Source organism: Agrobacterium sp. fls2-241-TYG-188a, assembly GCF_030209845.1.
Genome location: NZ_JARVRD010000001.1, coordinates 1,126,069 through 1,140,796, shown reverse-complemented (window position 1 = coordinate 1,140,796; position 14,728 = coordinate 1,126,069). Strand labels below are relative to the sequence as shown.

The 14,728-nt window shown below is 56.7% G+C and carries 11 protein-coding genes; 5 read left to right on the top strand and 6 right to left on the bottom strand.

Going from position 1 to position 14,728, the window contains the following annotated elements; genetic code table 11:
• Positions 1–207 precede the first annotated feature (207 nt).
• The 3 genes from QRN85_RS04890 (at position 208) to QRN85_RS24485 (ending at position 6,452) form a co-directional block, all read left to right on the top strand.
• Positions 208–1,458, top strand: a complete 1,251-nt coding sequence (locus QRN85_RS04890) for an efflux RND transporter periplasmic adaptor subunit (protein WP_284757053.1) — start codon at positions 208–210, stop codon at positions 1,456–1,458.
• On the top strand, positions 1,455–4,565 hold the full coding sequence (locus QRN85_RS04885; protein WP_284757054.1) for an efflux RND transporter permease subunit: 3,111 nt from the start codon (positions 1,455–1,457) through the stop codon (positions 4,563–4,565). Before QRN85_RS04890 ends, QRN85_RS04885 begins: the two co-directional genes overlap by 4 nt.
• 141 nt (positions 4,566–4,706) lie before the next feature.
• On the top strand, positions 4,707–6,452 hold the full coding sequence (locus QRN85_RS24485) for an ATP-binding protein (RefSeq protein WP_350225061.1): 1,746 nt from the start codon (positions 4,707–4,709) through the stop codon (positions 6,450–6,452).
• Between the two features lie 23 nt (positions 6,453–6,475).
• On the opposite strand, the gene QRN85_RS04870 is transcribed toward QRN85_RS24485, so the two are convergent.
• From QRN85_RS04870 to ugpB, 4 genes are all read right to left on the bottom strand, one after another.
• Positions 6,476–7,519, bottom strand: coding sequence for a sn-glycerol-3-phosphate import ATP-binding protein UgpC (locus tag QRN85_RS04870; protein WP_284757055.1), 1,044 nt, complete (start codon positions 7,517–7,519; stop codon positions 6,476–6,478).
• Positions 7,519–8,367 (bottom strand): sn-glycerol-3-phosphate ABC transporter permease UgpE, encoded by an 849-nt coding sequence (ugpE, locus tag QRN85_RS04865; RefSeq protein ID WP_062588223.1) that lies wholly within the window; start codon positions 8,365–8,367, stop codon positions 7,519–7,521. Before ugpE ends, QRN85_RS04870 begins: the two co-directional genes overlap by 1 nt.
• A 10-nt stretch (positions 8,368–8,377) precedes the next feature.
• On the bottom strand, positions 8,378–9,259 hold the full coding sequence (gene ugpA, locus QRN85_RS04860) for a sn-glycerol-3-phosphate ABC transporter permease UgpA (protein ID WP_062588221.1): 882 nt from the start codon (positions 9,257–9,259) through the stop codon (positions 8,378–8,380).
• A gap of 195 nt (positions 9,260–9,454) precedes the next feature.
• A complete protein-coding gene (gene ugpB / locus QRN85_RS04855) occupies positions 9,455–10,759 on the bottom strand; it encodes a sn-glycerol-3-phosphate ABC transporter substrate-binding protein UgpB (RefSeq protein ID WP_113091893.1) in 1,305 nt (434 codons plus the stop codon).
• A 252-nt stretch (positions 10,760–11,011) separates the two neighbouring features.
• Between ugpB and QRN85_RS04850 the strand changes: the two genes are divergently transcribed.
• Positions 11,012–11,731: a GntR family transcriptional regulator gene (locus tag QRN85_RS04850; protein ID WP_113091892.1), complete on the top strand. Its 720-nt coding sequence runs from the start codon at positions 11,012–11,014 to the stop codon at positions 11,729–11,731.
• Between the two features lie 113 nt (positions 11,732–11,844).
• On the top strand, positions 11,845–12,780 hold the full coding sequence (locus tag QRN85_RS04845) for a dihydrodipicolinate synthase family protein (protein WP_113097919.1): 936 nt from the start codon (positions 11,845–11,847) through the stop codon (positions 12,778–12,780).
• 120 nt (positions 12,781–12,900) lie between these two features.
• Here QRN85_RS04845 and QRN85_RS04840 read toward each other — a convergent pair whose 3' ends face one another.
• The gene (locus QRN85_RS04840; RefSeq protein ID WP_062588214.1) at positions 12,901–13,458 is read right to left on the bottom strand and encodes a DUF6030 family protein; all 558 of its coding nucleotides are present in this window, start codon (positions 13,456–13,458) and stop codon (positions 12,901–12,903) included.
• A gap of 207 nt (positions 13,459–13,665) precedes the next feature.
• Positions 13,666–14,724 (bottom strand): ABC transporter ATP-binding protein, encoded by a 1,059-nt coding sequence (locus QRN85_RS04835; protein ID WP_113091890.1) that lies wholly within the window; start codon positions 14,722–14,724, stop codon positions 13,666–13,668.
• Between the last annotated feature and the right edge of the window lie 4 nt (positions 14,725–14,728).

The following is a 14,728-nucleotide window of genomic DNA, read 5'->3' as shown; positions in this document are numbered from 1 at the left end:
TGCACCGTTTGATCGGCTCTCATCGGATGCGTTCCCCGGAGCCGACACTGCCAGCCCCTCACGTCCTACCTGATTTTTTATGAAGTAACGAAATGCCGTCGTCCCGGTAGGGCGCAAGCGATCCTGAGCTGGGCTAGGCTCCGCTGATGGACGCTTGTGGAAATGCGCCTTTTGTCCATCGGATAAGCCTCATTCAAGGACCTCCGCATGAAATACGTCGTCACGATCCTCGTTGTTGCTGCTCTGTCTCTATTGGTTTTCGTTTATCGCAGCGAATTCGAAGCCTATCTGCCTGGCTGGGTCGCTCACCCATCCGGGGGCTCGCAGGGGGCTGTCTCAACCGCCAGCGCTGCGGCGGGTAATGGTGGACGACATGGCGGCGGAGGGGGGCAGGGGCAAGGCCGCTCCGTGACGGTCACCACGGCTGTTGCCAAGAGCGGCTCCATTCCTGTTTTGCGTCAGACAATCGGCACCATCGTGCCGGTTGAATCGACTGCACTGACCAGCCCGATTTCGGGCATCGTCGCAAACGTGCTCGCAAAGGACGGTTCGGAGGTCCGAAAGGGCGATCTTCTGATCCAGTTGGATGACCGCACAATAAGGGCGAATATTCAACGCGACGAAGCGCAATTGGCAAAGGATCAGGCGATCCTCGATTCAGCCAATTCAACATTGTCCAGAGTTGAAACCCTGAGCAAATCCGGCGTCGATACACAGCAGCAGTTCAGCGATGCCGCCGCAACGGCAAAGCAGGCGGCAGCAACGGTACAAGTCGACCAGGCAAATCTGGCCGCAGACAATGTCACCCTTTCCCAGACGCAGATCCGCGCGCCTTTCGATGGCAAGTTGGGGGCCGTGCTGCTTTCGGCAGGCGCTTACGTCGCGCCGGGCGCGGATGTCGTGCTGCTGACGAAAATGAAGCCTGTCTATGCCGAATTCTCTTTGCCGGAGCCGGATCTCGATCTTGTCCGCGCCAATTATGCGAGCAAAACGCTGACGGCTGAAGTCCATTCGACGCAGGACAATAGCAACGCCTCTTCAGGCGATATCGTCTTCATCGACAACAATGTCGACGCCGCCTCCGGCACGTTCAAACTGCGCATGCTGCTCGACAACCAGGCGGAAAACTTCTGGCCGGGGCAATCCCTCAAAGTCATCGTCAGCGCGGGCAAAATGGACAATCTCGTGACCGTGCCGATGGTTGCGCTTCAACCGCAGTCGGGTGGCTATGTCTCCTTCGTGGTCAAGCCGGACAAGACGGTTGAGAAGAGAAAGGTCACGCTTGCGCTAAGCAGTGGTAATCTGGCTGGCGTTTCCCAGGGCCTTTCTGATGGAGAGCAGGTAGTAACGGAGGGGCAGGCAAGTCTGGTCGAAGGCACGCGGGTGACCGTCAATGCACCCCGGTCTGGTGCTAACGATCCGAAGGCGGAAATATCGCAAAACGGTGTCTCGCTATGAATATCTCCGAGATATTCATCCGCCGCCCGGTCGCAACCATTTTGCTCATCATCGGTGTGCTTTTGGCCGGTGCCGCAGCCTATCGGAACTTGCCGGTTGCTGCTCTTCCGCAGGCGGATTTCCCGACAATCAACGTGTCCGCCCAACTGGCGGGTGCGGCTCCCGATACGATGGCAAGCTCGGTTGCCACGCCACTCATCAAGCAGTTCGAAACAATAGCCGGTATCGATACGATCACGGCAAGCTCGTCGCTCGGTAACACGCAGATCACCATACAGTTCAACCTGTCGAGAAATATCGATGCCGCCGCAGCCGATGTGCAGGCAGCAATTGCACGTGCCCAGAGGCAGCTGCCCGATAACATGACGACGCCGCCCAGTTATCGAAAGGCCAATCCTGCGGATGCGGCGGTGGTTATTCTGGCGCTGACGAGCGATGGCGCCGATCTTACCAAGATGGATGATCTTGCGGAGAATATCATTTCGCCCGCGTTGTCGACCATATCAGGCGTCGCGCAGGCGCAGATATTCGGCGCTAAGACCTATGCGGTGCGAATAGAGGTCGATCCCTCCAGGCTGGCCAGCCGTGGCCTGTCGCTAGAGGGGCTGTCGAACACGCTGGCGGCAGCCAACGACCAGTCGCCAGTGGGCACGCTGCAGAACTCCTCGCAAGCCCTGACCGTGAAGGCCTCCACGCAGCGCACGGACGCGTCGTCATTCCGCACACTGATCATCGCCAACCCGAATGGCAGGGCCGTGCGGCTGCAGGATGTTGCTACCGTCAATGACAGTGTCGAAGTGCTCAATCAGGGCAGCTGGCTTGATGGAACCCCCGCCATCGTTCTTGCCGTGCAGCGGCAACCGGGGGCAAACACCGTTCAGGTCGTTGATGCCATCAAGGCAAAACTTCCGGAGTTGCAGGCAAACATGCCGGCGGATATGCAAATCCACGTCGTCAACGATGCTTCGGTTTCCATCCGGGCTGCGGTGGCAGATGTGGAGACGACGCTGATGGTGACGCTGGGACTCGTGGTCCTCGTCATCTACCTGTTTCTGCGGCAGGTCTGGGCAACGCTCATCCCGGCAATTGCGGTGCCGCTATCTCTTGTCGCGACGTTGGGCGCCATGTATGCGCTTGGATTTTCCATCGACAATATTTCGCTGCTTGGCCTGACGCTTTCGGTCGGTCTGGTGGTGGACGATGCCATCGTGATGCTGGAAAATATCGTCCGCAAGGTCGAAGAGGGCATGCCCGCGTTTCAAGCCGCCGTCGAAGGCAGCAAGGAAGTGACGGGCACGATTATCTCCATGTCGATTTCCCTCGTTGCCGTGTTTCTGCCGATCCTGCTGATGGGCGGCATTGTCGGACGCGTTCTCAATGAATTTGGTGTGGTCGTCACGCTCGCGATCATGGCTTCGGCAATCGTCTCTCTTACGGTCACGCCCATGCTGGCGGCACGGCTGCCACATCACCAGGCGCCTGACCATGCCAGGAAAACACTCTTCGATCGCGCGACAGACGGCTACAGCAGGTCCGTTGGCTGGTGCCTCAATCATCGCTTGCTGGTCATGTTGATGTTTGTGATGACGTTGGTCGGCTCCGGCTGGATGTTTGCCAGCCTTGCGCACAGCTTCTTTCCAACCGAGGATCTTGGTTTGCTGACGGTTTCGACGCAGGCCCGACAGGACATTTCCTACAAGGCCATGAGCGAATTTCAGGCAAGGGCGGCGGCAATCGTCTCTGCCGATCCTGCTGTCGCGCACGTAACCTCCACGCTCGGGTCCGGCCCCGGTGGTTCGGCACTCAATTCCGGCAACCTGCTTGTCCAGCTCAAGCCCGCCGATGAGCGACCGGCGCTGGCGGTAACGCTGAATGATCTCAGGCACGCGCTATCAGGCATAGCGGGCTTGCGAACCTTTATCACGCCGCAGCAGAGCTTGCGCTTTGGCGGGCGCAGCACCCAGAGCCAATATCAGGTCGTGTTGCAATCCATCGATGCCGCGGCGGCACGCCAATGGTCCCAGACGTTGGCAGATGCCATGCGTTCGGACTCCGCCCATTTCGTCGATGTTGCTTCCGATCTGCAGGACAGTGCCCTGCAAGCCCATATCGATGTCGACAATGATCGTGCCAACAGCCTCGGCGTCACCTCGCAAACCATTCGAAAAACGCTTGAGGCGGCATTTGGCAGCTATGTCGCAACGCAGATCCAGACAACCGGAAACAGTTATGATGTGATCGTGGAATATGATCAGTCACTGGAGTGGACGGAGCAATCGCTCGGCGCGATAAGGGTTTCATCGGCATCGGGCGCTCTGGTTCCAATATCCAGCTTTGCAACAATATCCCGTGTATCAGGACCGGTAACGGTGAACCAGACCGGCCAGCTTACCTCCTTGACGCTTTCGTTCAACCTTCCTGCGGGCGTATCGTTGGGCGATGCGACAGCGCAGATCGACTTGCTCAAACAGCAGATACAACTCCCATCCACCGTTACGACAAACCTTGCCGGAGCCGCCCAGATATTCAAGCAAACGAGCGACAGCACCGGCCTGCTCATCGGCGCTGCAGTTCTGACGATCTATATCGTGCTTGGGGTTTTCTATGAAAGCTTCCTCCACCCGCTGACAATCCTGTCCGGTCTGCCATCGGCCGCATTTGGTGCCTTGTTGACGCTGAAGCTTTTCGGTTTCGACCTCTCCATCATTGCGCTGATCGGTTTGCTGATGCTGATCGGCATCGTCAAAAAGAACGCGATCATGATGATCGATGTCGCGCTGACATTGCAGCGGGAGGAAAACATGCCCACGCTGAAAGCGATCCATGAGGCGGCCGTCCGGCGGTTGCGACCCATTATGATGACCACCTTCTGCGCTCTCTTCGGTGCACTTCCTGTAGCGCTTGGAACAGGTGCGAGTTCGGAGCTCAGGCAGCCACTTGGCGTGGCCGTCGTCGGCGGTCTCATCGTCAGCCAGATATTGACGCTCTTCATGACGCCGGTCGTGTTCGTTGAGATTGAGCGCCTGTCCGATGTGATCAAATCGCTGTGGGGTCCTGTCGCACGACGGCCGGTTGTCAATGCCACACATGACGCCAGCCGGACCTGAGGAGTCTTTGATTTTCTAGGGCTAATGCCAATTTCCGCTCGTTTGCCCGTGAGAACTAATGCATTTACCCTACTTGCGGACATGTGGGAAAGTGCTAACGTCTCACGCAACACGGCCATAGTTCCGGGAAAGTAGAACGATATGGCACTGCAGGATTTCGCATCCACCAATATAACATCTCTTTCGGGCCTGACTGAAGCCATTGCAAGAATTGCACGGGCGCGGAAACGTGAAGAGGTTGTCGAAACTGTGCGCGCCTCTGCCCGAGGCCTGGTGGGTTGTGACGGCATTGCAATCATCCGTCGAGATCGCGATCTTTGCCATTACATCGAGGAAGACGCCATCGGCCCGCTTTGGAAAGGGCGGAAATTTCCGGTCGCCTCCTGCATCAGCGGCTGGGCTATGTCGAATAGAAAGACTGCGGTCGTTCCTGATGTCTCCAAGGATGAACGTGTCCCTCAAGACCTTTATTCAGGCACATTCGTCAAAGCCTTGATCATGGCACCCGTTGGTGCCGACAATCCTGGCGGTGCTACGGGCGCTATCGGTGCCTATTGGTCGCATCCCTATGAGGCTACTCAGTGGGAAATCGATACGTTGGAGGCGTTGGCCAGTGCAGCAGCTTCGGCTTTTGAAACCGTTGATCTGATCGGATCGCTTTCGAACGATCTGGCACAGGCGCGCAGCCTCTTGCCTGATTACAGCGATGACCGGGGTGATTTGTCGAAGGATGTGGAACGCGTCGCTGGCATCAGTGCGGTCCCGGTCATTCTGGATGTTGTCCTACGCATGACAGGCATGGGCTTCGCCGCTGTCGCGCGCGTCACGAAAGACAGATGGATTACCTGCCTGTCGGTCGATCATTTTGGTTTTGGCCTGAAGCCCGGGGATGAATTGCCGATTGAAAGTACATTGTGCAATGAAATCCGCGATCATCGCGAGGCGGTGGTGTTTGACGATGCCGAAGTCGATCCGTTGTACAAGGATCATCACACGCCGCGTCTTTATGGATTGCGCAGTTACATCTCCGTGCCGATTATCCTTTCCAACGGTCAGTTTTTTGGCTCTCTTTGTGCCATCGACCCCAAGCCTGCCAAGGTGAACAATCCTCAGGTACTTGGTGCCTTGAGGCTTTTTGCGGAACTGATCGGACACCATCTCGATGCGGATGAAAGGCTGAAAGCGGCTGAGCAATCGCTTGAGCGTGAGCGGCAAGTGTCCGAATTGCGCGAACAATTCATCGCGGTGCTGGGCCATGACCTGCGTAACCCCATCGCTGCCGTGGACGCTGGCACCTCGCGCCTTATCAAGGAAGGATGGACTGAGCGTAGTCCGCTTATCCTGAAATTGATGAAGGCAAGCATAGGGCGCATGGGAGGTCTGGTGGATAATGTCATGGACCTGGCACGCGCACGGCTGGGCGGCGGCATTTCGCTCGACCTGGGCGAACACGATATCGCAACCACCCTTTCACATGTCATAGACGAACTTCTTGTGGCTCATCCCGAGCGAAAGATCGACATCAACGTCAACCTTTCGACGCCGATGCGCATAGACCGCTTGCGGATCGCCCAGATGTTTTCCAATCTTGTCTCGAACGCTTTGACGCATGGCGTTGAAGATGGGCCCATAACGGTCACGGGAGCTCTGGCGGATGGATTGCTGCGTCTGTCGGTCAGCAATCAGGGCGAGCCGATCCCGCCGGACACGATGGAAAAACTGTTCCAACCATTCCGGCGAGGCGATGTGCGCCCCACTATGCAGGGATTGGGGCTGGGGCTCTATATCGCTTCCGAAATCGCCAAGGCGCATAAGGGCACGATTACCGTTCATTCCGACCACGCGGAAACCCGCTTTACCTTCGAAATGCCTGTTTCCGCAGCCTGACGGTCAACGACGTTGATGGCGCCTCAGTCGAGACGCCGTCCTTCGCTGTCGAAAAGGTGGAAACGCGCCGGGTCGGCGGTTATTCTCAGCTTTTCCCCGATCTCTATCGCAGAGCGGCCCGGTACGCGGAAAACGATGGCGCTGCCATCCGCCATCTCCCCGTGAACGTAGCTTTCTGCTCCTACCAACTCAACGGCAGCAACCTCGACATCGATCTTGAAGGGGCTGCTCGACGTTTCATCGGCAATGACGATATCTTCCGGGCGGATACCGATTGTCTTTGCACTCGACGGGATCATCCCATTATCAGGCGCTTTCCACGCCGCTCCGTCGAGCGGCAACAGGTTCATCGAGGGGGAGCCGATGAAGGTTGCCACAAAACTGGTTGCTGGCTTTTCATAGAGTTCAATGGGTGTTCCAACCTGCTCGATGCGCCCGGCGTTGAGAACGACAAGCCGGTCTGCAAGCGTCATTGCCTCCATCTGGTCGTGGGTCACATAGATGCTGGTTGTCGCCAGAGAGCGCTGCAAACGGCGGATTTCGACGCGCATCTGGACGCGAAGCTTTGCATCGAGGTTCGACAGAGGCTCATCGAACAGGAATGCCGATGGCTTGCGCACGATCGCACGCCCCATGGCGACACGTTGGCGCTGGCCACCGGAAAGCTGGCGCGGCTTGCGTTCAAGGAACTGCTCGATTTCCAGCGCACGTGCCGCCTCGGTGATACGCCGATCGATCTTGTCCTTCGGTGTGTTCCGGTTTTTCAAACCATAGGCCAGGTTCTGGCGCACCGTCATATGCGGGTAGAGCGCGTAGTTCTGGAACACCATGGCGATGTCGCGTTCTGCTGGCTCCAGATCGTTGACCCGTTTGCCGGCAATATGGACATCTCCGCCGCTGATGCTTTCCAGCCCGGCAACCATGCGCAAAAGCGTCGATTTTCCGCAGCCGGATGGGCCCACGAGGACGATCATTTCGCCATCCTGAATGCTCAGCGAAACACCTTTGATCGCCTCGACATTGCCGCCATAGACCTTGCGGACGTCCTTGAGTTCGATAGTTGCCATTACTTTTCAGTCTCCACCAAGCCTTTTACAAACCAGCGCTGCATCAACACCACGACGAGAACCGGAGGAATGATCGCAAGGATGGCCGTGACCATCACGTAGTTCCAGGGTGTCGAGGCATCTGCAAAATCCACCATGCGGCGCAGGCCAATTATGATTGTGTTCATTTCGGCGCGATCCGTAACCAGAAGCGGCCACAAATATTGCGTCCAGCCGTAGATGAAGAGGATCACGAAAAGAGCCGCTATGTTCGTCGTTGAAAGCGGAAGCAGGATATCGCGCATGAAGCGGAAAGGTCCGGCATTGTCGATGCGCGCCGCCTCGACCATCTCCCCGGGGATCGTCAGGAAGAACTGACGAAACAGGAATGTTGCGGTCGCGGATGCCATCAAAGGCAAGGTCAGCCCGGCATAGGAATTGAGCAGGCCCAGATCGACGATCACCTTGTAGGTCGGCAGAATACGGACTTCCACCGGCAACATGAGGGTGACGAAGATCATCCAGAAGAAGCCCATGCGGAATGGGAAGCGAAAGAATACGATCGCGAAGGCAGAAAGAAACGAGATCACGATCTTGCCAACCGCAATTGCGATGGCAACGACGAAGCTGTTGAAGAGAAGTCGTTCCAGACTGACCCCAACCACCCGTTCAACGCCGCCGGAAATGGCTTCGTGATAGTTTTCCACGAGGTGTCCGCTGGGCAGAAGCGAAAGTGGTGGTCGCAGGATATCGGTAGATGTCGCCGAAGACGCGATGAATGTGTAGTAGATCGGAAATGCGACGATGATGATGCCGAGGATGAGCATCAAATGCGCCATCAAGGTTGCTATGGGTCGGTTCTGAATCATTGTCTGTCCCTCAACCGTAATGCACGCGTCGCTCGACAAAGCGGAACTGGAAGGCCGTGAGCGCGATGACGATGATCATCAACACAACGGATTGAGCCGCAGACGAGCCGAGATTGAGATTGACGAAGCCGTCGTTGTACACCTTGTAGACGAGCGTTTCCGTAGCCTTCGCGGGGCCACCGCCGGTGACCGAATGAATGATGCCGAACGTGTCGAAGAAGGCATAGACGGTGTTGACGACAAGCAGAAAGAACGTCGTCGGTGCAAGAAGCGGAAAGATGATCGTCCAGAATCTGCGGGCACCGCGCGCACCGTCGATGGCAGCTGCTTCCAGCAGTGATTTCGGGATAGCCTGCAGACCGGCCACGAAGAACAGGAAGTTATAGCTGATCTGTTTCCATGCAGCAGCGGCAACAACCAGTGTCATGGCCTGATTGCCGTCCAGCAACGGATCCCAGGCAATGCCATTGCGGCGCAGGATGTAGGCGAGGGTGCCCATGGCCGGATTGAACATGAACAGCCAGAGCATACCGGCAACCGCAGGCGCCACGGCATAGGGGATGATCATCATGGTGCGGTAAAAATTCTTTCCTCGCACGACAAGATCAGCGGCTGTGGCAAGCAGGAGTGCCACGCCCATCGACAGTAGCGCGGTTGCGATGCTGAAGACGACGGTCACCTGAAGGGCGTGCAGATAGTTCGGGTCGGAAAGGATGTCCGAGAAGTTGGCAAGGCCGACAAAGCTGCTTTGAAGGCCGAAAGGATCTTCCCGCATTGCCGATTGGTACAACGCCTGGCTCGCGGGCCAGAAGAAGAAAATGACGGTGAGCACAATCTGCGGTGCGACCAGAAAATAGGGAAGAATCTTGTTGGGAAAGACAACGCTTTGCACGTCGGGCTCCTTTGAGGCGATGCTGGCAAGCCGATAAAGCCGCGACCTCGATCCCGTAAGGATCTGAACGCTTGACCGGTGAAGACGACATCGCCATAGGCAGATTTGGAACATATGGAACGGTGTGGAATATTTATTCCAGACCGTTCCAGTTCATCGCAGATACGCTTGTACCTGCTGCAATATCAGGCTGGTTTATCGACCGATTGCCTGCTTGATGGCTGCGTTTCCGCGTTCGACTGCCTTGTCCAGGGCGGCCTTGGCGTCCTGCTTGCCAGCCAGCATGTTTTCAAACTCTTCGTTCATGATGTCTCGAACCTGCGGGAGATTGACGAGACGGACACCCTTTGAGTTTTCTGTCGGCGGCTTGCCCATCATCTGCAGAAGCGGCGTTTCGCGTGCCGGGTTCTTCTGGTAGAAGCCGGATGACTTCGTGTCCTCATAGGCTGCAAGCGTGACAGGCATATAGCCCGACACCTGATGCAGGCGCGCTTGGATCTTGGTCTGGGACAGGAAGTGGAAGAATTCCGCAGTGCCCTTGTATTCGTCGTCGGACTTTCCGCCGAAGACCCAAAGGCTCGCGCCGCCGGGAATAGTGTTCTGCGGACGGCCTTCGCCTTCGTAGTAAGGAAGCTGGCCGATGCCGTAGTTCATGCCGCTCTTCACGATATCGCCCAGACCGCCCGAGGATTCCGTGAGAATGCCGCATTCGCTCGACGTGAAGAGTTGCTTGGCTTCCGATGTGCGACCGCCATAGCGGAAGGTTCCGTCCTTGGCCAGATCCGCGATCGCCTGGAAATGCTTGACGAAGGGCTCTGCGTTGAATGCCAGTTTCACGTCCGTGCTGGCCAATCCGTTCTCATTGCTGCCATAGGAAAGGTTGTTCCAGGCTGCAAAGTTTTCGGTCTGAATCCATGTCAGCCACGTAGAGGTAAAGCCGCACGGCGCCGCGCCGCTCGACTTGATCTTCTTTGCGGCTTCGAACACTTCAGGCCATGTCTTTGGCGGATTGTCGGCGTTCAGGCCAGCCTTGGTGAAGATGTCCTTGTTGTAATAAAGAATAGGCGACGATGAGTTGTACGGGAAGGACAGCATGGTGCCGTCTGGCTTCGAATAATAGGCGACGATGCCGGGCAGGTAGTCTGCCTTGTTGAATTTGTAGCCACCCTTCTCCAGCACGTCAGCAACCGGGACGATTGCGCCCTGCGCGCCCATCATCACACCGCTGCCGGCATCGAAGACCTGAATGATGGCAGGAGGCTGCTTGGCGCGAAACGCTGCGATGCCCGCATTGAGCGTTTCACCATAGGTGCCCTTGAAAACCGGCATGATCTTGTAGTTGGACTGGCTTTCGTTGAATTCTTTTGAAAGCTGCTCGACAACTTCGTTGTTCGCGCCAGTCATGGCGTGCCACCACTGGATTTCCGTAGCGGCCATGGCACTTGATGCCATCAGCATAGCAGTAGCAGCGGCTGTAACCGAAGCGAGAACGACTTTCATGGAATTTCCTCCCTGACCATGAACGCAATTACGAAGCGACCGGAATCGCCTCGTTACTCTTTGCTCACTTAATCCAGTAGCCGCAACCCTTTTTTCATCGATTCGACGGCTATGCACATTAGCGCCAGTGAAAATAACGGAAACTCACTGGAAATGGTCGCGAAGAAGGAATGTGGCTGCCCGTTGGGATTTTGTTCTGGGCAGGAATATCGTAAATGGACATATCGATGTGATTGCGGAGACGGGAACGATATGGCTGCGAGCGAAAAGCTGGACGAAAAGGAAAAGCAGACGCACCGCAGGGGTTTTGGGGTTTCAACCGTTTATGAAACGCTTCGCAATGAGATCATCGAACTGAGACTTGCTCCAGGCAGCCCGATCGACGAAGTCCAGCTTTCGGAACGTTTCGAGCTTTCCAGAACACCCATTCGCGAGGCGCTGGTCAAACTGGCGGCGGAAGGTTTGATCACCACATTGACGAACCGCGCGACCATCGTCTCGCAGATCGATTTTCTGGGCCTGCCAGAGTTCTTCGATGCCTTGACGCTCCTGTACCGGGTAACCACAAGGCTGGCTGCCGCCCGGCACAGCGAAGATGACATTGTAAAAATCAGGGCGCTGCAACAGGCATTCGAAACGGCCGTCACCCAGAGGGATGTGCTCGCGATGATCTCGACCAACCGGGATTTCCATATTGCAATCGCCGTGGCAGGCGGAAACCGATATTACACGGAGCTTTTCACGCGCCTGCTGGACGAGGGGCGTCGCATTCTTCGCCTCTATTATTCCTCGTTCAATGACCTCTTGCCGCGCCAATATGTCACCGAGCATGAAGACATGATCAAGGTCATCGTCGAACGTGACATTGAAGGCGCCGACAGAATTGCGCGTGAGCACGCGGACCAGATCGTCCAGCAAATACGATCCTATATTGCCGCAGATGGCCGGGAAAGTCTCAGCCTTTCCCTGTGAAGCCGTCTGGGACGCACGCTCTGTATTTTATTTGTCGACAAGTTGGCGATGCCGTGTTAGGACCCTTGCACGATTGATCGGGCCGCGGCCCCAGCTTCAGCAAGGCGACAAACATGGCAGATTCCATTTTTACTGGCTGTATTCCAGCGCTTATGACGCCCTGCAAGGCAGACCGCACCCCTGATTTCGACTCGCTCGTTAAAAAGGGTAAGGAGCTGATCGCTGCTGGCATGTCGGCGGTTGTCTACTGCGGTTCCATGGGCGACTGGCCGCTGCTGACGGATGAGCAACGGCAGGAGGGCGTGCGTCGGCTGGCAGAAGCCGGTGTTCCCGTTATCGTTGGAACAGGAGCGATCAACACGAAATCCGCTGTCAGCCATGCGGCACATGCGGCCAAGGTTGGCGCCAAGGGCTTGATGGTCATTCCGCGGGTTCTGTCTCGTGGGTCATCAACCGCTGCGCAGAAAGCACATTTTTCCGCTATTCTGGAAGCTGCCAACGGACTTCCCGCCGTTATCTACAACAGCCCCTATTATGGCTTTGCCACGCGCGCCGACCTCTTCTTCGATCTCCGCTCGCGCTACTCCAATCTGATTGGCTTCAAGGAATTCGGTGGCAAGGCCGACATGACCTATGCGGCAGAAAACATCACCTCAGGTGATGACGACCTGACCTTGATGGTGGGCGTCGATACCGGGGTTTACCACGGCTTTGTCAACTGCGGAGCGGGCGGCGCCATCACCGGCATCGGCAATGCCTTGCCGAAAGAAGTCCTGCATCTCGTCTCCCTCTGCGAAAAAGCTGCCAAGGGTGATGCAGCCGCTCGCCGCGATGCTCGTGAACTGGAAGAGGCGCTGACTGTCCTGTCCACCTATGATGAAGGCCCAGACCTCGTCTTGCACTACAAGTACCTGATGGTGCTCAATGGTGAGAGCGAATACAGCCTGCACTTCAATGAAAGCGATGCGCTCAGCGACTCGCAGCGTCGCCAGATCGAGAACCAGTTCACGCTGTTTAAAAGCTGGTATTCCTCACGCTATCCAAACTGATCAGTTCTTTCCGGACATGGAATAGAATAGAATAGAATAGAATAAATAGAATAGAATGGATGCGCCTTTTCGGGCGCATCTTGCCTTCCGGCGGTCCTGTTGGCGCCATCAATATTGGTCTTAGTTCGCAACAGTTCCCGTCAGATTGAAACGCGTTTCGTCCATCCGCTCACGCTTGTATACGAACTCGATATTGCCGAACGCGATGGTGAAGTCTTTTTGAGCGGCCAGCATCGCGGCTAGATCCTTGACGTGGATGCGCTCCCCGACAATTGCCTGAACCAGCTGTGCGGCCTGAGACGCCAGTTCCTGACGCGACAGGACAGAGCCGAAATTCAGCTTGAGCCTGAAATTACTCCACACTTCGGCCTTCACACCACGGATCACCACGAAAACGGAGGGCTGGTGCGAGGTTTCCGGATAATCGATGAGGTAGCTGCACTCCCATTCGCCGCTTTCTCGTGCCAGGAAGGCTGGCCGTTCTCCAGCACCCAGATCAGCAAGGCCACGACACCTATTCTCATCGAAACGGGTTGCTGGTCGTGCACCAAGCAGTCTTCCGGATTTCAGACTTCCAACTTTGGGCGTTTGCTGCGGCCGCGCACCATCAACGACGGTTGCGTTGGCAAGCGTCGCGTTGAGACACAGAATTAGGAGCAGTATGAATGATCTCGCCATTCGCCCCGCGCAGGCCCCTGTATGATTCATACCCATGGGTGGTCATTACAGGTGTCTGGCCAAAAAATCACTAAACTTCGCGTAAGCTGCCGCAGAGTTTGTTTGGCGAAGCGCAAGTGTTGGTGTTTGCGGACCCAAGGTCGCGCAGGCAGCATGGCCGTGCTCGTTGCAGCACATGCTATCCGCCTTTTGTTTCACTCAGCTTTGTCAGATGCGCTTGCCTGTTTCCCTGTCAAACAGATGCACCGAAGCTGGATCGACGGCAATGCTGACCGTATCGCCGAAACGGATATCCAGCCGCTCCCGGAACAGGCAGGCAATATCTTCGCCCATGCAGTCCAGCTTGGCGTAGATTTCGGAACCGGTCCCCTCCACCAGTTCGACGCGCCCGGAGATGCCGTTTTCGGCAACGCGGATATGTTCCGGGCGGATGCCGTAGACAAGGTCACGACCGCCAAGTTCTGCGGGGTTTGCAGTCTGTGGCATGGGCAGGGTCAGCCCCTTGGTCGTACGGAACACGCCCTCTTCGACACGGCCCCTGATAAAGTTCATGGCGGGGGAGCCGATGAAGCCTGCTACAAACAGGTTTGCGGGCCGGTCATAGAGCTCCAGCGGTGCGCCGATCTGCTCAATGACGCCATCATGCAGCACGACAATCTTGTCGGCCATGGTCATGGCTTCCACCTGGTCATGCGTGACGTAGATTGTTGTGGTGCCGATGCGCTGGTGCAGTGCCTTGATCTCGCCGCGCATCTGCACACGCAGCTTGGCGTCGAGGTTGGATAGCGGTTCATCGAAGAGGAAGACCTGCGGATCGCGCACCAGAGCGCGGCCCATGGCAACGCGCTGGCGTTGGCCGCCGGAAAGCTGGCGCGGGTATCGGTCCAGCAACTTGTCCAGACCCAGAATGCCAGCCGCCTTGTTGACCTTGGCGGCGGTCTCATCGGCGCTGACCTTCTTGAGCTTTAAGGCAAAGCCCATATTGTCCTTGACCGTCATATGCGGATAAAGCGCATAATTCTGGAACACCATTGCGATGTCGCGATCTCGCGCAGGCAGGTTGCTGACCTCGCGCGCCCCGATGTGGATTTCGCCATCGCTGACCTCTTCCAGCCCCGCGATCATGCGCAACAGGGTCGATTTTCCGCATCCCGATGGTCCGACGAGGACCACGAATTCGCCATCTGCAATATCGATGTCGATGCCGTGGATGACGTTGACTGCGCCGAAGCGCTTTTGAACATTTTGAATATTGACCGGTGCCATGGTT